Here is a 20,551-nt window from a genome sequence, read left to right as displayed (position 1 = left end):
GCTCATGTGCCCGTGTCGCCTCCATATCCCTGGCTAGGAATCGCCTGATTTCGTCTAGCCACGGTGGCAATGCGCTTGCCTAAAGGGTAATCCCCCCATTTTTAACGGGGGTCAAAAGTAGACCTCAGGCCATCATGGCCAACTTCTGTTGAGGAGTAATTCCTCCGAGTCCCATATTGGGTCGTTCGTGATTGTAGTGCCAGAGCCAGCGAGTCGCATAATCCTGGACTTCTTCGGTGCTTTCGAACAGATACTGAGCCAGCCAATCATAACGAACCGTGCGGTTGTAGCGTTCGATATAGGCATTCTGCTGCGGCTTGCCCGGCTGGATAAACGCCAGCTTGATGTCGCGTTGTTCTGCCCAGGCTGACAACTTGCCACTGATTGATGTATTCAGGCCCGTTGTCACAACGGATAGAACGCGGTTTACCTCGCCACTCAATGATCTGATCCAGCGATCGGATAACCCGCTCTGCCGGAAGCGAGAAGTCCACTTCGATGCCAAGGCCTTCACGATTAAAGTCATCAATCACGTTCAGCAGCCGATAGCTACGCCCGTCGTTGAGCTGATCGTGCATGAAGTCCATCGACCAACTGTCGTTGATCGTTTCCGGCACAGCCAATGGCTCTGGCTTTTCACGAACCAGGCGCTTCTTGGGCTTAATGCGCAGGTTCAGCTCCAGCTCCCGGTAAATCCGATAAACCCGTTTGTGATTCCAGCCAAATCCTTTGACGTTCCTCAGATGCAAAAAGCACAGGCCAAAGCCCCAGTTCCGCTGGTTATGGGTCAACCGGATCAGCCAATCCGCGATCTCGGCATTCTCGCTGCTGAGCTTTGCCCGATAGCGATAGCAGGTCTCGCTGATGCTGAACATCCAGCAAGCCAAGCGAATACTGACCTGCTTCTGACTGACGGCTTTCTGCGCCATCTCACGGCGACGAGACGGCTTTACCACTTTTTTTCGATGGCTTCCTTGAGAATGTCAGCCTTCAGTCGCTCCTCGGCATACATCTTCTTGAGTCGGCGGTTTTCGTCCTCTAGCTCCTTCAACCGAGCCATCATGGACGCATCCATGCCACCGAACTTGGCGCGCCATTTGTAAAAGCTGGCGCTGCTCATGCCGTGCTCACGACACAGCTCCGGAACCGGCACACCGTTCTCGGCTTGTTTCAGGATCGACAGGATCTGGCTGTCGGAAAAACGTGACTTCTTCATGCAGAATCTCCCTGCGTGTAGCTTACGGAAAATTCTACTTTTGATCACCGCTGTTTTTCGGGGGGATTACCCCCTGGACAGTACCACGACAGGGGGCTCTTACTGCTATCACTTCGAAATAACCCAGCGCGCGAAAACCACGGTATTCCTGACCGGTCAGAATGCCAATACGGACTTCGCCCTGACACTGATCAAACATGAGGCAGACGATACGCTGACGTCACTGGGAACATCGGACCAACCTGGCAATGCCGATGAGGGGCTCTTGGCTCTCACTGAACCGGGTGACTACTATTGGTCTATGGACGCCAATGCCTCGGATGGCTCCGCCTTCCAATTTGGCGCAGTGGTGAACACGGCTGTAGATGCCAACGAACTGAATGACGCGGCAAGTCTATCAACACCGATTCCTGATGACCGGACCCCGATGGTTGGGAGTATGGACAGCGCCCAAGATATCGACTATTTCAGTTTCGTGGCGGAAAATGGACAGGATCTGCAGATCCAGTTCACGGACGCCTACGGCCAGAACGAATGGGTTATTGAGTACTTCACAGGCACCGTCTGGAATACTCTTGACGCGAATATGCTCTATAATTTGGGCAGTTTGCCAACGCCCTTTACCCTCAATGTTCGAATTTCTCCAAACCCGGCGGTGGCCGTGAATCCGGCGCACGATTATGAGCTGTTGGTAGGATCACGCGTTACTGCTTCTGACAGCGTCGATGTCGGAAGTGATGAAAATTTGGTTCGTATGAGCACTTCCCCTTTTCTGACTGACCAAGTGCATAATGAGTTGGATTGGTCCATACGAGTGCTGGACTCAAGTGGCAATCCTGTTGAGGGAGCAGAGGTGACTTTTAAATATTATACCGACGACATTCCATTGACAGGCGACACAGCGATCAGCAATTCGAGCGGTATCGCCGGTAATATCATCTCGTTGCCCGATTGCACTGGCAATTATTCCACCACGGACTATTCGGGTGGCTATACATGGCTGTCAGAGTTTAATGCAGGAAAGTGGTCGATTCGGGTGAAGGATACAGATCCGAACGAAGTCGGAGTCGGAGGCGACAACTATCCCGCAGTGACCTTGGGGCACATCTGCGATCAGACCATCCAGTAAATACCTGAGGCCCAAGCACTGCTTGGGCCTTGTCTTCTCTTACAGCGAGATCAGTCCAAAGTCTGCTGGCTTGGCATATCCGATGGGCGCATTCGCACTGATCTGGTCCAACAAAGCGCGCCCGCCATAAGGGAAATGACGCTCGTAATCAGTGGGATCTATCGGGTTCAGGTCATAGCTTCCGCCTGGTTCGTGCACTTGCAGGTAGGAACGAAGATCAACAATATCCCCAAAATTCCCCTGGGATACATCGAATCGGCCGATACCGTTACTCACACCGGCTGGCCCTCGATCCAGCTCCAGCGCCCGAATCATCGTAGAAGCCACCTGGTTGGCCTGATATTCGACATCTGCTATCGAGAGCGCGTCCTTGAGGGTTGCGCGGTCTTCAGTCGATAGGGCATCACTGCCTTCCGAAATTACTAATGAACCGTTTGACACTGAAAACCCCCAATCCTTTTCTTGCAGATCGGGTGATAGAGACTCCATTGCCATCTCATAAGTACGCTTGAGACCAGCTGACGCCGTGGCGACACCAGTGGACAACGCCACCATCATCTCATCCAACCTGGCATTGGTCGCCTCATGACTTTCTTGCGGCATCTTGTATATTTTATCAATAACATGGCCGCCAGTATTGAGAGGGTTATCTTTCGCTCCATGGTAAACCACCGATGGCACCTCACTGATCTGAACCCCCGCATCAATTCGCGTTTCGCGGACGATCCTGGCGGAGCCATTCGAGTACACCCCTTGTTGACTTGCCGATTGCGATAGGTGACTGATGTCCATCCTTGTTCCTCCTTCAAAAGACTCTTCTAGTTATCGGAAGCTCCCGGAAGAACTTTAGTGAATCAATCGTCCAAATGATCCGGCAGTATGCAAGTGGCATTTCGATCCCAGCCTAGGAGTCTGCGCGGCAGAAGTGTTTTGAGCAAGTGCCTCCGCCGCGTCGAATCACAGTTCGGCCCGAGAACGTATCCACAATATCCAGCCGAATAGAGTCTCGATTCTCTCTATTCAGTCAGTCAAGACGGTTATCAGCGAATGCGTAATCGTAGTCCGATCACTCAGTACGCCCAAGAATCCCTCGGACCCTCTATGTCAGCCTCATCAGTGAACTCATCCGCCTGAGATTGAGCGACAGACAGACCAGATCCCATTCACCCTGCACGGCGTTGAGGCCCCGCAGACTGAACTGTCGGAAGCCCAGAACATGCTTAATCCAGCCGTTGACCGCCTCAACCAGATGCTTGCGCTGAGCGTAAACCGATCGCCCGGTTGCCGTGGCCAGCTTCCCGGCCATCCGGGCGGTGGCCGGATAACGGCTCGCGTCTATCTCTGAACTCTTCTTGCCCTCCCGACGCAGCGAGACATAGCCGTCGATGCTTTTGTCTTCCAGGGTCTGTAGATCTTCTTCTTTACGGTAACCCGCGTCAGCCAGGCACTGATCCGGGTAGGTTTCCAGAGTGTCTTTTGCCTGATCCAGCAGTGGTATCAGACAGCCATTGTCACTGGGATTATTGCCCAGGTGGTTGACGACAATCAGCTGGAATTCACCATCCACGGCCAACTGGCCGTTGTAGCATTGCTGGAACCCATCCGCCGTTTTCATAATCCGGCTTTGCGGATCGGTAAAATTGCTCTGAGCCTTGTCATCCGGCACCCCGTAATCCCGCTTGAAGTTTGGGCCCCCGCGAGGTGAGCGCCGATCATCGTCCGGGGACCGGCCCCGGGCCTTGTCCCGCTCTTTCTGGTCTGCTTCCAATTTCTCTTTGGCAGCACGAATCTTTTCCAGCCGCGCCTGCCGGTACTGAAGCTCTTCAGGCAGTTCATCACCCCGGTTATCCGGGCCGAACTGTCGGTCTTCCGACTGGTCTGTCTGACGTGCCTGACGACAAAGTGCATCGATCTCTTTCGATAAACGATCTTCTTCCTCGCCCATGCGGCCATAGCTCATGGCCTTGTGCTTGCTGGCATTAGCCCGAACCTTGGTGCCATCAATCGCCAGTGTTCCCAGCGTGATCAGCTCCGCTTCCCGGGCAATCCGGACCACCTGAATAAACACAGCCTTGAAGGCAACCAAATGGTGTTTGCGGAAATCACAGATCGTGCGATGCCTGGGGAAGTTGCCCGCCGCCAGAACCCGGAAGGCCACGTCTTCTTCCAGCTTCCGGGCGATCTTGCGTGAGGAGAAAACGCCGGTGGCGTAGGCGTAGATCAGAACCTTCAGCATCATTCGTAGATCGAAGGGCGAGTTGCGCCGACCGCTTCCTTCGTAGCGGGCGTAAAAGGCACTTAAATCCAACTCTTCGACGACATCGCTGACAAAATAGGCCAGATGGCCCTCAGGCAGCCACTCGTTCAGGCTTGGGGGAAGGAGCAATTCCTGGTCGGGGGAATACGGGCGGAAAGTGGTTCCCATAAGACTTCCTGCTGCTGAAGAATTTCGGTTTATTATGCCAGACAATGGCTTCTGCCGCGCAGACTCCTAGTTCGTGTTCAGAGTCTTCGCAAAAAAAATCCTCCGAGTTTAATGTGCAGCCTGCCGGTATTCGCTGTCAGTTTGAACTACACCCTAACCAGGCGTCAGGCATTGAGTGGTACATGCGTCAGAATAGGGTGGTATATAGAAATAGTTGACGTTTGTTGCGAGGGGTCTTAGAGTTCTCTTGACACTTCGACGGGGGAGCGGGTTTTGAAAGGTCAGCGCATCGGTTATATCCGAGTCAGCAGTCTTGATCAAAATCCGGAACGCCAGCTTGAGCAGGTCGCGGTTGATCGGGTGTTCACGGACAAAGCGTCCGGCAAGGATACCCAACGCCCCGAGTTGGATCGACTGATCACCTTTGTCCGCGAAGGCGATACCGTCGTCGTCCATAGCATGGACCGTCTCGCGCGCAACCTTGACGACCTGCGTCGCCTGGTCCACACGTTGACCCAACGGGGTGTCCGCATCGAATTCATCAAAGAAAGCCTGACTTTCACCGGCGAAGCGTCGCCGATGGCCAACCTCATGCTTTCCGTCATGGGCGCATTTGCCGAGTTCGAGCGTGCATTGATACGCGAGCGGCAGCGCGAAGGCATCGCACTGGCTCGAAAGCGTGGAGCGTATCGCGGTCGCAAGAAAGCCCTCTCTCCCGAAAAGATCGTCGAACTCCGGCAGCGCGTTGCAAACAGTGAACAAAAGGCGGCGCTGGCCCGTGAATTCGGCATCAGCCGCGAGACGCTGTACCAATACCTGAAAACGGTTGACTGACTATGCCCCGCCGTCGCCTATTGACCGCCGCTGAGCGGGATAGCTTGCTCTCGTTTCCAGAGACGGACGACACGCTCATCCAACACTACACTTTCTCCGAATCGGACTTGTCGGCGATTCGGCAGCGGCGTGGCCCGCACAACCGATTCGGTTTCGCGGTCCAGTTATGTTATCTGCGCTATCCCGGTATCGCGCTACCCACCAATGCCGAGCCACCAGCCTCCTTATTAACGCTCATCGGCCAGCAGTTGAGCATTGGGCCTGAGATTTGGCCGCGCTACGCCAAGAGGCCTGAAACGCGACGGGAGCATCTGGTCGAATTGCAGGCCTGGTTGAACCTGTCTTCGCTCAGCGGCGATGACTACCGGCGGTTTATTGACTCCATTGTCGACCTGGCCCAACAAACGGATCGCGGCATCGTTCTGGCTGAAGCGCTGGTCAAGTTGCTTAGACAACAACGCATCATTTTGCCGCCGCTGGATGTCATCGAACGCATGTGCAGCGAAGCGCTCACGCGAGGCACCCGACTCGTGTATGAAACGTTAACCGCGCTATTGACCAATCAGCATCGCCGCGCCTTCGAGCAGTTGCTGGCGATTCGCAAGGATATGTCGAGTAGTGCACTCGTCTGGCTGCGCCAGTCTCCCGGACCACCGAGGCCCAAACATATTCTGTTCCACCTCCAACGATTACAGACCGTGCGCGAGCTCAACCTCCCGGTTGGGCTTGAACATACCATCCACCAGAACCGTCTGCTGAAGCTCGCCCGTGAAGGCGGGCAAATGACCGCCCAGCACTTGCGGGACCTTGAATCGAGCCGTCGCTACGCCACACTAGTGGCAATCATACTCGATACACGAGCCACGCTGATTGACGAGATCATTGACCTACATGATCGCTTTATGGGCTCGCTGTTCAGCAAGGCCAAGCGTACACATGCTGAGCGCTTCCAGCGCTCCGGCAAGGAAATTAATAATAAGGTACGTCTGTACTCGCGTGTTGGGCGCGCACTGCTCGATGCCAAACAGACCGGAAGCGATCCGTATGCCGCCATTGAGGCGATCATGCCATGGGAGGTATTCAGTGCAAGCATCACCGAAGCGGAAAAGCTGGCCCAGTCAGAAGACTTCGATTACCTCGCTTTAATTGGTAGTGGCTTCAACTCGCTGCGGCGTTACACGCCGACGCTTCTGGATGCACTGGATATGAAGGCCGCACCGGCGGCGCGCGAGTTACACGCCGGGATCGAGCTGCTAAAGAACATGAATCAGCACCAGTCTCGTAAAGTGCCGGATGACGCCCCGACTGGCTTTATCCGCAAGCGCTGGGAAAGTCTGGTGTACACACCGGACGGAATTGACCGGCGCTTCTATGAACTGTGCGTGCTATCCGAGCTCAAAAATGCGCTACGTTCCGGGGACATCTGGGTCCAGGATTCGCGGCAGTTTAAGGATTTCGAGGATTACCTGTTGCCGCCGACACGGTTCGAGGGTCAGCGTGAAGATCGAAAGCTCGGATTGGCGGTTGAAACGAATTGCGATAACTACTTGGAATCGCGATTGGCAACGCTGGACCAGGAGTTGATCACCGTAGAACGCCTGGCCTTCGCCGACCAGTTACCCGATGCAGGTATCTCACCCTCGGGCCGCCTAAGAATCACGCCATTGGACAACGCCGTGCCTGATGCGGCGGAAGCGCTGATGCAACAGGCCTATAGTCGGTTGCCGCACTTGAAGATCACCGAACTGTTGTTGGAAGTCGATAACTGGACGGGCTTCACGCAACACTTCACTCACCTCAAAAGCGGCGCAACCGCTGGGGATCGACAGCTACTACTCACGACGATCCTGGCTGATGCGATCAACCTGGGGCTATCCAAGATGGCTGAGTCCTGCCCTGGCACCACCTACGCTAAGCTGACGTGGCTCCAGGCGTGGCACATACGCGATGAAACGTATTCAGCGGGATTGGGGAGCCTGATCAACGCTCATTCTCGCCAATCGTTCGCCGCATACTGGGGTGATGGCACCACGTCATCATCGGATGGCCAGAACTTCAAAGCCGGCGGTCGCGGTCAATTTGCTGGCCATGTAAATTTGAAATACGGTCAGGAGCCGGGCGTACAGTTCTACACGCATATCTCGGACCAGTACGCGCCGTTTCATTCCAAGGTCATTAACGCCACTGTTCGCGATGCCACTCATGTTCTGGATGGTTTGCTGTACCACGAGTCCGACCTTCGGATAGAGGAGCACTATACGGACACGGCTGGCTTTACCGATCATGTGTTCGCCTTGATGCACTTGCTTGGGTACCGCTTCGCCCCGCGTATTCGTGATTTAGCCGACCGTCGTCTGTACATAAATGGTGACACAAAACAGTATCCGACACTCGCAGGCCTAATCGGCGGTCGCATCAACGTAAAACACATTCGGACGCATTGGGACGAAATCCTTCGTTTGGCGGCATCGATTAAGCAGGGCACTGTCACCGCATCACTGATGCTGCGCAAGCTCGGGAGCTATCCGCGTCAGAATGGCCTCGCGATCGCATTGCGCGAGCTGGGCCGCATTGAGCGAACATTATTCGCACTCGACTGGATGCAAAACGTCGAACTGCGTCGCCGCGTGCAGGTTGGTTTGAATAAGGGCGAGGCTAAGAACGCGCTGGCTCGTGCCGTCTTCCTGAACCGGCTCGGTGAACTCCGCGATCGCAGTTACGAGAATCAACGCTACCGTGCAAGCGGACTCAATCTCGTCGTCAGCGCTATTATCCTTTGGAATACGGTTTATATGGAGCGGGCGGTTCAAGCACTGCGCGAAGACGGCCGGGATATCGACGAGACGCTTCTGCGGCATCTTTCTCCCTTGGGCTGGGAGCACATCAACCTGACCGGCGACTATATCTGGCAGCAGGACAAACAGGTCGAACAAGGAAAGTACCGATCGTTACGAACACTGCAGAGGTCTTAGCGTACGATTTTTTCCGTTTCGTGAGCTGACCCCCTGAACAGTGAACCACTGGGTTGGTTCAGAAATTCCAGCCAGTCCTGACAGGCCTCGACAGGACAGCATTGCTTCAGGGCAGGCACTTTGTACATTCGCCCCTCTGCTTGACGGTCCCCCTTGCTCCGGCGCAAGTGAAAGGACATGCCTGCACCGGGTGTCAGCACGACATCTTCAATGGTTAATCGGCAGAGTTCGTCACTACGAAAGGCTCGCCAGAACCCGAGCAATACCATGGCCCGATTGCGCAACCAGACTCCGAGACGCCGGGCATCGTGCTGCCGCGCCTCCGCGATCTGTCCTGCCAGCCACTGATCCATTTGCTGGAGCTGGGTGATGGCCAGCGGCTTTGCCTTTTTTTGCCGGTACGGATGCTCTTCGCGAATGCCCTTCAGAACCGTGCGTACTAAAGGGGCTTTCGTCGGATCTGGAAAACCCTGGTCCCGGTGCCAGCGAGCCAACGCCGCCAGGCGCTGCTTCAGAGTGGCAGCAGAAAGACGTTCGGCATGGTCGGCCAGATAGCGAGCCACACTGTCGGCTGTTGCGGGCAGAAACCCGCCCCAGGTCACCTCAAAATGCTCGACCGCTGACCGATAGCTGCGCCGGGTGTTGTCCCGAGTGGCGGCGCGAACGTACCGATCAATCGTCATTGGGCGCACCGACGTCGTCCGACTTCGGCAGTGCTCGTATCGCTTCCCTTAACCAACTTTTTGCCGACTCGCACACGGCCTCATTGTCTGCCTTTGAAACCATCTTTGTGAACGTCTTCGCCACCGCATCGCGCACTTGTTTTTCAGTTGGATCGTCGGGGTTGGCGATCACTGAACCGGCGAGCCTATCCAGAGGAGACCCCTTGGCAGCTCTTTTCTGGCGGGCCTGCACCCAGCTTTGTGCCTCGGCCAATGACGCAAAGTGCTTTTGCTCCACCCAGAAGAAACTGTTTGGAATGGTAATCGAGCGGCCGTCTTTGAGGTAGGCCCTGATCTGTTCGTCAACATCCGGCATATAGGCGTCTTCGCTTTGCAGGCATTCCAGGGCGGCACGGAAGTTCGGTAATGGGTCTGGAAATCGGTTCCGAAAATCAAACGCCCGAAAGGCAAGCACCTGGTCAAGTGGGTCGGCTTGTTTGTGCACTTGTGGGCTCCTTCATTGTGGGCGTATGGCCTCGGTCCCGGGTAGTTGACCAACGCCGTTTCGTACCGGGCTTTGGTCAGTATAGTCGACAAACTGGGTATCACAATGGATAACTCTGGATTATCACATGTCTGTTTGGCAGTGCTTTTAAATTATCTTTCTGACGTATATATTACGTAATTACATGATATGTACTACAGTACGAAATAAACATGAGGACACGATCATGGCCCGAGGCGGCATCACCCAACCCCTGGTCGAGGACGCTCGTAAACGTCTTCTGGCTCGCAATGCTCACCCCTCCATCGACGCCATACGAGCCGAGTTGGGCAACACCGGCTCAAAGACCACCATCAGCAACCACCTGAAAGCGATTGAGGGGCGTGAAAGCACCCGTCTGGACGACGAAGCGCTTCTGAGCAACCACGTAACCGACTTGGTAGGTCAACTGGCTCGGCAATTACGTCAGGACGCGCAGGAGACCATTGAGCAGGCCGAACAGCGCCACCAGGCCGAGGTGGTCAGTCTGCGGGAAGCGTTGGTGGTACAGAACGCTGAGGGCGAGCAACAACAGAAGCGAAATGGCGCTTTGGTGCAGGAGAGGGATGAATTACACGCCGAAGTCGCTGCGCTGCGTGAAGCCCTCTCGAACCTACAGGGCGACGGCCGCGCCCAAGCACAACGCATTGACGATCTCACCGAACAAGTTCTGGACAAGCAACGCCAGGTGGATTCACTGGAAGAAAAACACGGACATGCCCGCGAGGCGCTGGAGCACTACCGGGTTTCTGTGAAAGAGCAGCGGGAGCAGGATCAGCGGCGTCATGAACAGCAAGTTCAGCAAGTCCAAGCGGAGCAGCGCCAATTGCAACAAGCGTTAGCCGTTAAGTGGGAAGAACAGACGCAGTCCACCCGGGAAGTCACTCGCCTGTTTACCGAGTTAACCGAAGCTCGAAAATACTCGGATCAGTTGGAGCAACAGGTTCGCAAGGAGACCCTGGCACACCGGCGCACTGCGAGCCAAAGGGCTCGTCTGGAGCAGGACGTGACAACGCTGCGTGACGGTCAGGTCGCCTCTGGAGAGCAGAAACGGGTTATCAATGAGTCGAAAGGTCAGATCGAGCAACTGGCAACAGAGCTTAAGATAAAGAACGAGATGCTGGCCCGCCTACTACCTGCTGCACCGGAGACGTGAAGGCTACCTATCACACACCGCGGCGACATTACCGGTTACTCGCCAAGACATATTTAGTGGGGATTGGCTGATTCGCAACACAGGTATGCGCCTGATGATGGACATCTACAGCCGCAAGATCGTTGCCTGGGATAAGCCTTGCAAACGCCTGCTTATGACAAAGTAACAGGATTTGCGCCTTTTCTAGCCTCGAATAAAATGAATGGCGTCTTCCCGTGCAGCAACTTATAATCGTTCGGTCTTTGATCATACTGTACTTCACGAAACTCCATTTCAGTAGCCTTTACTGAAGAAAACCCTGCAAAACTTAAGATGCTATAATACGTAGATAAAGCCCAGTTTTTGTCCACTAAATCTAGGACTGATCCACCGGGCAGTCGAAGCTGGACAGGCCTGTCGTCGCCGTCGTGATAGGAAGTGTCTTCATACCCGTTCTTGTACGTGGGAAATTGAATGCCGAGAGCATTAGGGTTGGTGTCGAGTATGTAAAAGGTGCCACCGGGCTTTAGAGCTCGAGCTATTTCACACGCTATGTTGGCTAGCTGCTCCTTACTTGGTATGTTGATAAACACAAAAGAACTGATCGCAGCATCAAAGCTATTGTCAGAACACGGCAAGATTGCGCTGTCTATTTGAAAGTATCGCTCGCGGTCGCTAGACATCTGTTTAGCTTTATCAATCATGACTGGTGCAATGTCGACACCAGTCACTTGATGCATCCCGGATGACACTAACCGCCGGGATACTTTCCCGCTGCCACAGCCATAGTCAAGTACAGTTGATTCCCTGCCAACGTCGGAGATCAGTTTCGAAATCAAAGGCTGGTAGCCGAAAATATCCTCGACCCAGTCATCATATGCGTCGAAACCGGATGACACAGTGGCCTTGGTCCAATTCGTAAACATAAGCTCACCGATTCGTGGTTAACACCAAACTCTCGGCCACCGATTTTCAAGAAATGGCCGGTAATATGGATGAATGTGGTTAAGCACTTTCTCTGGCACTTGTGAACCTTGTTTAATTTCTCCGTAAATCCAGAACATAATGAGAATGTCTTTCCAATAGTTCGGTAAATTGCAGTTGACAAGAGTGTCAAAATTTTCTTGAGCGTTACGGATCGAAGCTTCATAGCTCAGAACTACCATTATGGTTTCCTTTGTAGTGCAGCTAGGCATCACGGGTAGTTGCTGGCTATTTAATGGTACCTTTTGACTACTTATTACGTCTCTTGCTTTAGCCATCATCCGGCTATAAATGTGAATTGACCCAACCTGGTGAGTGTAATGACCTAGATCACACCGAATTCGCGCCGCTATGTATTCTTGTAAGAACGTGAACGAAAAGATATCGTTGAGAAAGCCGATATACGCGTCGTTGGCCCGCATAAACGAGACCATATTGAGCCTGTTGTCACGTAGCAAAAGTTGAAGACCCAGGGTGCATGACACATCGATATTATGTTTGTAGATATCCTCGTCAGCACTGAAGATCTGCAGAACGACTCGCTTACTATCCGCATCGTCATTCTTCAGGACGTCGATAGCCCGTTCAATCTGATCCAAATCATTAGGAGCGTAATGTCTCAGTCTTTTTCCATAGCCGGTTCCTGGTAGCGTTATTCCATCTGGGCTGTATTTTTCCATTGATGGGGCGTAATGCTGGATAAAGGCTAAATCATTACGCCCTGACAGATACCATAAGGCTTCAGCAAAATTGAAGACAATATTCTGCTTTCGCTCAATACTGAGGCTATAACGCGACCGTGGATTCTGCAGTCGCGCCGAATACCCGACGACCTCATATTCTGATTGGCCTCTGGGAGAATTTTCATGCTCAAATTCTGAGTGAACATTACGAAGCGTCGCATGGTAGAGGCAGTCAAAGTTTTCGAAGTGATTCAATGTTGGCTCCTCCCGAAAAAACTCTCTATTGCGTGTTCAATCCACTTGGGATCTAGATCGTAATTGCAATAGAAAATCGATGTCGTATTTCCAACTTGGTTCAGTCCTTGAACTAGAAAGGCATATTCAGCTTTTTCCTCGAGCAGTAGGATAACTTGCTTATTCAAGGCAGATGCCCATCCTAATTCGATATGCGTTCCAGGAGAGGCGGGTGAGCCCGGAAACGCAACAAATACGTCGCAACGACTGATTTCCTCATAGTCCTTTTTTGTACATTCGTCTGGAGACATGAATTCTTGCCCCCATTTTTCGCGTCGGTGTGCCGAATGCACCTCCCAGTTTCTATCTTCGAAAAAGAGAATAATTCGGTTGAATAAGTCAATATCTTTATCAGACATTCTCCCAGTAGTTGGGTCCACGAGCGATTTAAATGGCCCCGCTAGAAATAACCGTTTCATTTATTACTCCCCTCGATTGGAAAGCTGAAATACCTCATTTTAGCCTGATTGTTTTGCAAATATGGAGAGCTAGCGCCAAGTAAGCTCACGAATTGTAAAAATAATCAGAGACTTGCGAAAATGTGATTCGCCGCATACTCGGAGCAATCGATGCTTGGATACAAAGTTTCGAGTTTGTAAGTCCGTAGCGGCCTGAAAACTCTACCACAGGGCGTAAAAGTGGTGAACTGGACCGTGGCCACCGCCAACTTGGAGTTGCTCTGAGGCGGCTAACGCCCCAGATAGATAATGCTTCGCGTCCGCTACGGCATTTGGCACTGAGCTGTGCGGCAGGAGCGCAGCAATCGCGGAGGAAAGCGTGCAACCCGTGCCGTGATCGTTCTTCGTACTAATGCGTGGGGCGCTGATGTGCTGCGGAATGTCGCCGCCGTAGAGAATATCCACACTCTCCGCGCTATCAAGATGGCCGCCCGTCAACACCACCCAAGCAGGGCCAAGGCGGTGGAGCTCGGCTGAGCAGCCATCCATCGCCTCGAGCGAGTGCGCTGGCGATCGGTCCAAAAGCAGACCAGCTTCGGGCAGGTTCGGAGTAATCACGGTAGCACGCGGCACCAATTCGTCACGAACGGTTGCAATGGCGTCAGCAGCCAGCAGCGGATCGCTGCTTTTTGCTGCCATCACTGGGTCGACCACAATGTTACGTAACTTGTAGTGGTCAATTCGATGAGCGATGACCTGCGCGATCTCTGCGTTAGCGACCATGCCGATCTTGATGGCGTCAACGCGCACATCGTCAAGTACGGCGTCGATTTGCTCGCCAACAAAATCCGCATCGAGCGCCTTAAATGATCGAACACCACGCGTATTCTGAGCCACTACGGCTGTTATAACGCTCATCCCGTAAGCCCCGAGCGCGGAGAAGGTCTTCAGGTCTGCTTGAATACCAGCCCCGCCGGAGGGGTCGGTGCCAGCAATGCTGAGAACATTCGCAATCATAGTGTTTCGCCGTCTTTCTTGATTGATGCCAGCGCTACAGCTTCGCGCGCTACCTCCGCAACCTGGAAGCTTGTTGCCAAAGAGGCATTTTCAATTTCGTCAAGCTGGAACCACCGAGCATCACCTGCGTCACTTCCCGGTGTGAGAACCCCGGTGGGATCACGGCACAGCACCGCGATCAAGATAAAGTGATGGTGTAGAACCTCCTGCGGATCGCGGTCGATAACGTCGACCGCCGTGAAGATACGCTCTGCGGTCGCCCGCAGCCCAGTTTCCTCATAGAGTTCACGCACAGCAGCTTCGTGTATTGGCTCGCCGGTCTCGATCTTACCGCCTGGAAACCCCCAGCGGCCCGCATCTGGGGGATTGAGCCGCCGGACTAGCAAAACGGCACCACCCTCGACTACCGCCGAGATCGTGGCTGCAACCGGCTGCAAGGACTTGATGTCTCGCGTGTACCAACATGTTTCCGGCATGTCACCTATCCGAGTTATGCCTGTTTAAAATACGTTTGCTCACACTAACCCGTGAGATAAACATCTTCGTCAGTCTGTAACGATGATTCTCTACTACCGGATGGTAGCTATACCTACCACAGCATGATGACGACGCTGAAAGGAGTCAACTCACGAAACGGCGTGAATCGTACGATGAGTCACACGCGGCTTTCGTGTCGGCCACCCTCTACCTGTATTTAGCACGATACAAATGCTTGGACAGGCATCCTGAGTTCAACCAATAAGTGCAGCATCTGCCGTGTCTAATGTCCCTGAATATTTACCAAGAAACACTTGTGCCAGTGTCTGGCAGCTCAGGCAATTGTTGAGGCTTATCCCCGCCTGCCTCCCCCTCAAGCGAGATAGTTATTAACAGGTGAGTGAAAATAAGCATCTCTATTTGAACGATATTTGCTCTCTGCCCAAAATACTACAGCATTCGCGTAAGAAATCAGCGGTTCAAGCTAAAAATGCTTAGTCTAAAATTATATTCGTCAGTAAGTTAGGACCGTTTTTGGGGAATTTTTCACGTTTGTCTGCCAACCCTCACATAGGCCTGTGACACTTACCCGTAAGTTGGGATATTTGGACTTTAAGCCACAAACCGAGACTACAGATCAACTCGAATTCCAGAACAGCCTGTGGGTAGCACCCGAGAAAAGGGACATTACCGTTATACAACTATATGAATTAAAACAATTATCCTGACATAAACAAGTAAAAGAAAGAGTGAAAAAATTCGCCCAAGTTGGACACATATACCAAGCACGTTCAAGCAGCCTGAACATTGGCCTGATGGCGCTCCCACTAAAGCGGTCTTTAACGGCAAAGCGACAGGCTTCTGACAGCCGGTTGGCAGCACACCGGAAGGGTGCTTGGATTCCCAATGATCCAAACCATAAGCCACCTAGCCAAACTCATTTCTGGGATGGCACGAAATGCAGGCCAGATGCCACTAACTGCTTACCCCTGGAAGACCAAATACATGAGTGACGGGGCTTACGCGACTGATTCTGCGCCAATGCAGTAGCGATGCACACCGATGGACGGTAAATAAGGCTCTACGTCTATTCTCGCATCTTTACGTCGCTTGCGACGTTGTTCCATATCCGGTTCTGAGGGCGGTGTTCGAAGCGCAGGTAGCAATCCTGTTCGTGGATCGGGTGGCACAATAATAGGCACAGACGAATTGAACGCGAGCGGGCGGGGGGTAGGTTGTTCCTCAACAGAAGCAAAGTAAACGTTCGCCCGAAGCTGAGGGGTTTGCTTGCGTACCAGCGCCAGCGGCTCACTCGCTGGAAGACTGGCCAGCTTTTTCAACTGAATCGCGATGTGTGGCTGATCGGCGCCGAGCTTAATTAGCCGCTTTTCGGCCTCCGCGATGCTAATTTTTACAATCGAACGCCCAGAAACCTGCCACCCAACGCCGATATGCCGGATCGGATGATCGAGAACATGCACCGCTCGTATCGTCTTCTTCAGGCTCAACCTGGCAAGCCCTGCTGTGTTCAAGTGCTGGCGCAAATACTGGAACTGGCTGCCAACTTCTGCTTTGAGTAACGATTGCGAGTTGTGTTGCGGCTCAGTCTGCTTGATCTCATCGGCAATCGCCCGAAACATAGCCTTTTGCTTATTCAACCCACCGAATTTTTCTCTCAGTGTTTCGGAAGCTGCAATGACGCCTGCATGCTTGGATGTCAACACACCCGATGTGCCTGCCTCATGCCACATATCCATCAGGACACACCGTAGCCAATCGGAATTGGCATGCGCAGCCGTCATGGCCCAGGCCTGCGGACGTTCTCTCTCGTACTGTGCACACACGTCGTCAATGGCCTTCACCAATCGACCAAAACACTCACCCGCTTGATGAATGAGCCTGAAGCGTCGGTAGTCTTTATCCAGGGTGTCAGTTGTCATGAAGTGTCTCCGCTAAAGCAGTGCGTATACCTATATCAGGATAGCAAGTTAACACTAATGTTCGTTTTTAATACTCTATATATAATCATATATAGTGTTTTTAGTGTATTGCGGCATATCATGCAGTTTCATAAGTCACAAAAGTGCCTCGAAACTTATCCTTTTAAAAGCTACTATCAATCCACTCCCCAGCCTGCTGAACGAGCATCATGAAATGATTCCGAAGATCGTCGCAGTCGTGGGGCATAATCGCATCAAAGTTCTCGCATTCTCTGACAGACGCAGCACACAATCCGAGATGTTTTACCATGTGCCTTACCGCGGCTGACGTAGGTTTATGGCGAAGCAGTTCCTCTGTGGCAAAAAGACGATCGCTAGTGGCGGCCTCAAGTTTCATGCCTATTTCGACCTGGGCTAGATATTCCTTTGAAAACCCGCTCATATATTATTTCCCATGTTTGGATAAATATTTTGTAAACATATTCGTTTGATTTAATTGGATATGTCACCATTATTGACCACCAAGTTAGCAGCGTTATTCAGGGCGGTAGCCGAACCGGCCAGACTGTAAACGCGCCGCTTTTTGACGGTGACTCTTGGTTTCATCGAAGACATAACGCTCGGTTGTCACAACAGACGCATGGCCTAGTATTACCTGAATTTCCCGTATCGACATACCGGCTTCCCGCAAATCCGTCGCGCAGGTGCGCCGCAAGTCATGGGGGGCCAACTTCAGTTCATCGGGCAACATCAGCCGTAGGCGTTCCAGACGATTATTGACGCTACGAAGGCTTAACGGGGTTTTAAGATAGTCGTTTGAAGGTGCCTTCTGTTTTACCCAAATGGGATTAAATAAATAACCTGGAGTACGGCCACGGTACTTATCCAGATATTCATTTAAGCGCCATACTACACAGTCTGGTAACGTCAGCGAGCGCTGCTTTTGGCCTTTACCTACGACCGTGATCTCATGGCTGATGAAATCAATGTCCTTGAGCTGGATGCTAACTGTTTCGGCACGCCGAAGCCCAATGGATGCCATCATCGCAATCATCAAGCCATCACGAAATGCCCTAGCAGTGGGCTCTTGGTCACACAAATCAAGTAGTGCCCTAATTGTGCCTGCACTATGGGCAGTCCCGGCGCGTTTAGCGTGAGAATAACGGGCCGCCTTGATCTGCTTAATACGATCCAGGGTGGCATGGCTGATCTGATCTAGCATCCAGGCTTCTGTGGCTATACCGCGAATTACCGCACGAACGGCATTCCGTTTGGCTGGGGATTGGCCGGAATCACGGTAGGTTGCCAGTATCTCGCTGACCACATCAGGCGTCAGGGTTGACCAGTCTACATAATCATAGGGGAATGCCTGGTTGGGATGTTGAGCCCGACCGTCATTGTTGGGTGCGCTTAACTTTGGTGGCTTGGGTGCGCCGAGAGCTTTGGTGGCAATTTCGTTAATGAGACTCCGCTTTGAAGTGACGCTGGCAACGGATTCCTGGTTACGCAAATGCCGGTGAGCAGCATTGCTTCCGCGAGGGAATGGTTGGCTAAGGTCAAATATCACCCGAACGGGCGGTTCCTCGTAATCCATCACACCCGTTGCCGGAAATGAAGGTGTGATTGTCGTCATTGAGTGCTGCGATGTGACGATAATGTGTTTGTTGTCATTTTGCATGGTGGTATCCCATAGAAATACGTTGGCTGATCCGAGTATGCAATAACCGCTATGCTATAAGACCGTAATCAACATTGAGGCTCAAAGCTGAAATGGATTTAGCCCTATTCAAGTCAGCACAAAAAAACCCATGCTGATGCTCCTGTCATAATTGCATTTAATATATCTTAAAGGTAGTTAATGAATTAGAAAAGGGCAAACGGCCTGCTACTACCTGGCGAAACTTCTGCTTTGATGCTCTATTTAGAAAACGGTCTTTTATAATACCCTTGCTTTTACGTGTTGCGGTCTAGCTAAGCTACTGCCCACGCCACAGGTAAGAAAATGCGCTCATGGCCTCAAAAAAACAGTCACTCGATTAAGTAAAAACTTCAATAATTATGAATATAATCATTGCTTTAAATGTATTTCTTAGTTTTTATGAGACTCTGTACTTAAAATCTGTCTTTTTGGGCATACCTACCCCTGAACATTTTGCGTACAGCAGCCAAAAATACTGGCTGCATCACGCAATCAGGGGCTAACAGTTCTTTTGGGAGAGGCTATTTCAACATCTTGCCGCGCTCTTTAAATGGTGGCTTGGCCTGATCCTGATCGTCCCGAACTCCCATTGATTTGCACGCATCACATGCCCAAAGACGTGTCTTCTTTTTTGAGAGGATGCTAGAAGTTGTTCTGGTCAATAAAACCGGACACATTAATTTGCTAATTTCTCATACTCTGCTGGAGCCTGATCACCATTCGATGAATGCAGTCGCTCCAGGTTGTAATACTTCATGTAGGCCTCGACATCCCGTTTCATGTGAGCCCGTGTTGGCTGGTGTACTTTAAGTAGCCAATCGTGTTTCAGACTGCCGAAAAATCGCTCAACAACCGCGTTGACGCTCCTATGTCAAATATTCTCCCGTAATTTTCCAAGATCCCTCATTATCAGTGGGAATAATTCTCGAACAATATATCGTTTCAGGCAGCGATGAATTTCCTTGGACGTAAGTCCTTCCGCTGTTCGTCGGTCTACATAGGCACGGGTTCGGGGATCGCTTCGCATCCTAACCATAGCTATCGTCCATAACGCATTGTTAGCCGCTCGGCTGCCACCTCGGTTTAGTCGATGCCTTGTCGTCTTGCCTGAGGAGGCGGGTAGAGGGTTTACACCGCAGAGCGAAGCTAAGGCTGCTTCATTCTTCAGGCGTTCAGGGTTGTCTCCGGCAACGGACAAAAGAATAGCCGCAGTATGAGGACCTACGCCAAAGCGACTCCGCAGCTGTTGCGCATGCTTTTGGGTAAGTGCCTCCAGTTGCTTATCAAATTTTTCTAATTCGGCAGCTAACGTCAGCCATCGCTTGGCAAGTGACCTGAGCGTTGAGGTCAACGCCTGCAAGAGAACACTATCTCCTAGGTGACGGATCTTTGCACAAGCCTTCACGCAGTCGCCTGTTTTCGGTCTCCATAGCTTCTCGCGGATGTCCTGGGGCGCACTCACCAGCAAGGCGCGTAATTGATTGATCGCTTGCGTCTTCGCCTTTACGGCGCTGCGCCTGGCGACGGATATGATGCGCATCGCCTCACAGGCACCTGATTGCTGTTTAGGTATGGCGGTCGCTATACCTGACAACACCGCTCTAGCTGCACTTTCGGCATCCGTCGGGTCGGACTTGCCCTGCTGTCGTCGCTTGGCTCTATCAGGCCGATTCACTTCAAGAACCGTGATTCCATTATCGATCAGGAAACGGCAAAGTCCTGCACCATAGGTTCCTGTCCCTTCGATACCTGCACGAGTCAGGGTGCCAAAAGACGAAGCCCAGCTTAGCAAGTCAAGGTAACCTGCCGAACTTGCGGAAACGGATCGAGTTCCAAGTAACTGACCTATCTCGCTGATTACAGCACCTGCATGGACATCCAGGTGTGTATCTACACCTAGAATAACTTCCTGTGGCGATTCAAGTTTCATGGGATACACTCCTTAGTGGTGGCGTATTCCCAATCTCAATCGCAGGACAGGACACTCACGGCGCAGAACAAAGCTCCTATTAGGTCACAAACGCTGAGCCCGGGAAGCCTCGGGGAACATCAATACTGGCCGACAGGTCAACGCGAAGGCAGTAAAGCCAATCCCAGCACGGGTCAGGCCAATATGATGTTCACAAGTATAGTAGACTGAGT

Annotated in this window: 16 protein-coding genes and 2 pseudogenes; 4 read left to right on the top strand and 14 right to left on the bottom strand. The window is 52.4% G+C overall.

Annotation, left to right across the window (positions count from 1 at the left end):
- Nucleotides 1–124: 124 nt before the first annotated feature.
- Nucleotides 125–1,216, bottom strand: a pseudogene (locus ACT3RQ_RS16445) (IS3 family transposase).
- Between the two features lie 40 nt (nt 1,217–1,256).
- Between ACT3RQ_RS16445 and ACT3RQ_RS16440 the strand changes: the two are divergent.
- Complete coding sequence (locus ACT3RQ_RS16440) at nt 1,257–2,345, top strand: hypothetical protein (protein WP_292276785.1); 1,089 nt, start codon at nt 1,257–1,259, stop codon at nt 2,343–2,345.
- A 39-nt stretch (nt 2,346–2,384) separates the two neighbouring features.
- Here the strand turns inward: ACT3RQ_RS16440 and ACT3RQ_RS16435 are convergent, their stop codons facing one another.
- Both ACT3RQ_RS16435 and ACT3RQ_RS16430 read right to left on the bottom strand, forming a co-directional pair.
- On the bottom strand, nt 2,385–3,137 hold the full coding sequence (locus ACT3RQ_RS16435) for a hypothetical protein (protein ID WP_061333261.1): 753 nt from the start codon (nt 3,135–3,137) through the stop codon (nt 2,385–2,387).
- 307 nt (nt 3,138–3,444) lie between these two features.
- Complete coding sequence (locus ACT3RQ_RS16430; protein WP_444680906.1) at nt 3,445–4,770, bottom strand: IS1182 family transposase; 1,326 nt, start codon at nt 4,768–4,770, stop codon at nt 3,445–3,447.
- Nucleotides 4,771–5,043: 273 nt separating this feature from the next.
- Between ACT3RQ_RS16430 and ACT3RQ_RS16425 the strand changes: the two genes are divergently transcribed.
- Both ACT3RQ_RS16425 and ACT3RQ_RS16420 read left to right on the top strand, forming a co-directional pair.
- Nucleotides 5,044–5,604: a recombinase family protein gene (locus tag ACT3RQ_RS16425; protein WP_019677822.1), complete on the top strand. Its 561-nt coding sequence runs from the start codon at nt 5,044–5,046 to the stop codon at nt 5,602–5,604.
- A 2-nt stretch (nt 5,605–5,606) separates the two neighbouring features.
- Complete coding sequence (locus ACT3RQ_RS16420) at nt 5,607–8,576, top strand: Tn3 family transposase (protein ID WP_444680905.1); 2,970 nt, start codon at nt 5,607–5,609, stop codon at nt 8,574–8,576.
- Here ACT3RQ_RS16420 and ACT3RQ_RS16415 read toward each other — a convergent pair.
- Nucleotides 8,573–9,259 carry a hypothetical protein gene (locus ACT3RQ_RS16415; protein ID WP_444680904.1) on the bottom strand — a complete coding sequence of 229 codons (687 nt, stop codon included), beginning with the start codon at nt 9,257–9,259 and terminating at the stop codon, nt 8,573–8,575. The genes ACT3RQ_RS16420 and ACT3RQ_RS16415 overlap by 4 nt on opposite strands.
- Nucleotides 9,249–9,743, bottom strand: coding sequence for a hypothetical protein (locus ACT3RQ_RS16410; RefSeq protein WP_441810062.1), 495 nt, complete (start codon nt 9,741–9,743; stop codon nt 9,249–9,251). The genes ACT3RQ_RS16415 and ACT3RQ_RS16410 overlap by 11 nt, the downstream gene beginning before the upstream one ends.
- A gap of 184 nt (nt 9,744–9,927) precedes the next feature.
- Between ACT3RQ_RS16410 and ACT3RQ_RS16405 the strand changes: the two genes are divergently transcribed.
- Nucleotides 9,928–10,938, top strand: a complete 1,011-nt coding sequence (locus tag ACT3RQ_RS16405) for a DNA-binding protein (RefSeq protein ID WP_444680903.1) — start codon at nt 9,928–9,930, stop codon at nt 10,936–10,938.
- Between the two features lie 152 nt (nt 10,939–11,090).
- Here ACT3RQ_RS16405 and ACT3RQ_RS16400 read toward each other — a convergent pair whose 3' ends face one another.
- The 9 genes and pseudogenes from ACT3RQ_RS16400 to ACT3RQ_RS16360 all read right to left on the bottom strand — a co-directional run bounded on the left by ACT3RQ_RS16400 (nt 11,091) and on the right by ACT3RQ_RS16360 (nt 20,339).
- Nucleotides 11,091–11,843, bottom strand: a complete 753-nt coding sequence (locus ACT3RQ_RS16400) for a class I SAM-dependent methyltransferase (RefSeq protein WP_441810060.1) — start codon at nt 11,841–11,843, stop codon at nt 11,091–11,093.
- An 18-nt stretch (nt 11,844–11,861) separates the two neighbouring features.
- Nucleotides 11,862–12,839 (bottom strand): thymidylate synthase, encoded by a 978-nt coding sequence (locus tag ACT3RQ_RS16395; RefSeq protein ID WP_441810059.1) that lies wholly within the window; start codon nt 12,837–12,839, stop codon nt 11,862–11,864.
- Complete coding sequence (locus ACT3RQ_RS16390) at nt 12,836–13,297, bottom strand: nucleoside 2-deoxyribosyltransferase (protein ID WP_441810058.1); 462 nt, start codon at nt 13,295–13,297, stop codon at nt 12,836–12,838. The genes ACT3RQ_RS16395 and ACT3RQ_RS16390 overlap by 4 nt, the downstream gene beginning before the upstream one ends.
- Nucleotides 13,298–13,498: 201 nt before the next feature.
- The gene (gene thiD / locus ACT3RQ_RS16385; protein WP_441810057.1) at nt 13,499–14,293 is read right to left on the bottom strand and encodes a bifunctional hydroxymethylpyrimidine kinase/phosphomethylpyrimidine kinase; all 795 of its coding nucleotides are present in this window, start codon (nt 14,291–14,293) and stop codon (nt 13,499–13,501) included.
- Nucleotides 14,290–14,769, bottom strand: coding sequence for an NUDIX hydrolase (locus tag ACT3RQ_RS16380; protein WP_441810056.1), 480 nt, complete (start codon nt 14,767–14,769; stop codon nt 14,290–14,292). The genes thiD and ACT3RQ_RS16380 overlap by 4 nt, the downstream gene beginning before the upstream one ends.
- A gap of 1,020 nt (nt 14,770–15,789) precedes the next feature.
- Nucleotides 15,790–16,710 (bottom strand): hypothetical protein, encoded by a 921-nt coding sequence (locus ACT3RQ_RS16375; protein ID WP_192536302.1) that lies wholly within the window; start codon nt 16,708–16,710, stop codon nt 15,790–15,792.
- Nucleotides 16,711–17,245: 535 nt separating this feature from the next.
- Entirely contained in the window at nt 17,246–18,388 is a 1,143-nt protein-coding gene (locus ACT3RQ_RS16370; RefSeq protein WP_192536301.1) for a tyrosine-type recombinase/integrase, read from the bottom strand.
- Nucleotides 18,389–19,085: 697 nt separating this feature from the next.
- Nucleotides 19,086–19,268 (bottom strand): annotated as a pseudogene (locus ACT3RQ_RS16365) (integrase core domain-containing protein); the annotation flags it as partial.
- A 12-nt stretch (nt 19,269–19,280) separates the two neighbouring features.
- Nucleotides 19,281–20,339 carry an IS110 family transposase gene (locus ACT3RQ_RS16360; RefSeq protein ID WP_192536300.1) on the bottom strand — a complete coding sequence of 353 codons (1,059 nt, stop codon included), beginning with the start codon at nt 20,337–20,339 and terminating at the stop codon, nt 19,281–19,283.
- Nucleotides 20,340–20,551: the final 212 nt, after the last annotated feature.

Source organism: Halomonas sp. AOP43-D1-4 (genome assembly GCF_052446175.1).
Classification (GTDB): Bacteria; Pseudomonadota; Gammaproteobacteria; order Pseudomonadales; family Halomonadaceae; genus Vreelandella; species Vreelandella citrativorans.
Note: the sequence above shows the minus strand (reverse complement) of the source record. Positions and strands in the feature narration are given on the sequence as shown.

Coding starts and splice junctions, on each gene's coding strand:
- ACT3RQ_RS16435 (WP_061333261.1), bottom strand. CDS start 3,137: ATGGACATCAGTCACCTATCGCAATCGGCAAGTCAACAAGGGGTGTAC.
- ACT3RQ_RS16430 (WP_444680906.1), bottom strand. CDS start 4,770: ATGGGAACCACTTTCCGCCCGTATTCCCCCGACCAGGAATTGCTCCTT.
- ACT3RQ_RS16420 (WP_444680905.1), top strand. CDS start 5,607: ATGCCCCGCCGTCGCCTATTGACCGCCGCTGAGCGGGATAGCTTGCTC.
- ACT3RQ_RS16415 (WP_444680904.1), bottom strand. CDS start 9,259: ATGACGATTGATCGGTACGTTCGCGCCGCCACTCGGGACAACACCCGG.
- ACT3RQ_RS16405 (WP_444680903.1), top strand. CDS start 9,928: ATGATATGTACTACAGTACGAAATAAACATGAGGACACGATCATGGCC.
- ACT3RQ_RS16400 (WP_441810060.1), bottom strand. CDS start 11,843: ATGTTTACGAATTGGACCAAGGCCACTGTGTCATCCGGTTTCGACGCA.
- ACT3RQ_RS16390 (WP_441810058.1), bottom strand. CDS start 13,297: ATGAAACGGTTATTTCTAGCGGGGCCATTTAAATCGCTCGTGGACCCA.
- thiD (WP_441810057.1), bottom strand. CDS start 14,293: ATGATTGCGAATGTTCTCAGCATTGCTGGCACCGACCCCTCCGGCGGG.
- ACT3RQ_RS16380 (WP_441810056.1), bottom strand. CDS start 14,769: ATGCCGGAAACATGTTGGTACACGCGAGACATCAAGTCCTTGCAGCCG.
- ACT3RQ_RS16375 (WP_192536302.1), bottom strand. CDS start 16,710: ATGACAACTGACACCCTGGATAAAGACTACCGACGCTTCAGGCTCATT.
- ACT3RQ_RS16370 (WP_192536301.1), bottom strand. CDS start 18,388: ATGCAAAATGACAACAAACACATTATCGTCACATCGCAGCACTCAATG.
- ACT3RQ_RS16360 (WP_192536300.1), bottom strand. CDS start 20,339: ATGAAACTTGAATCGCCACAGGAAGTTATTCTAGGTGTAGATACACAC.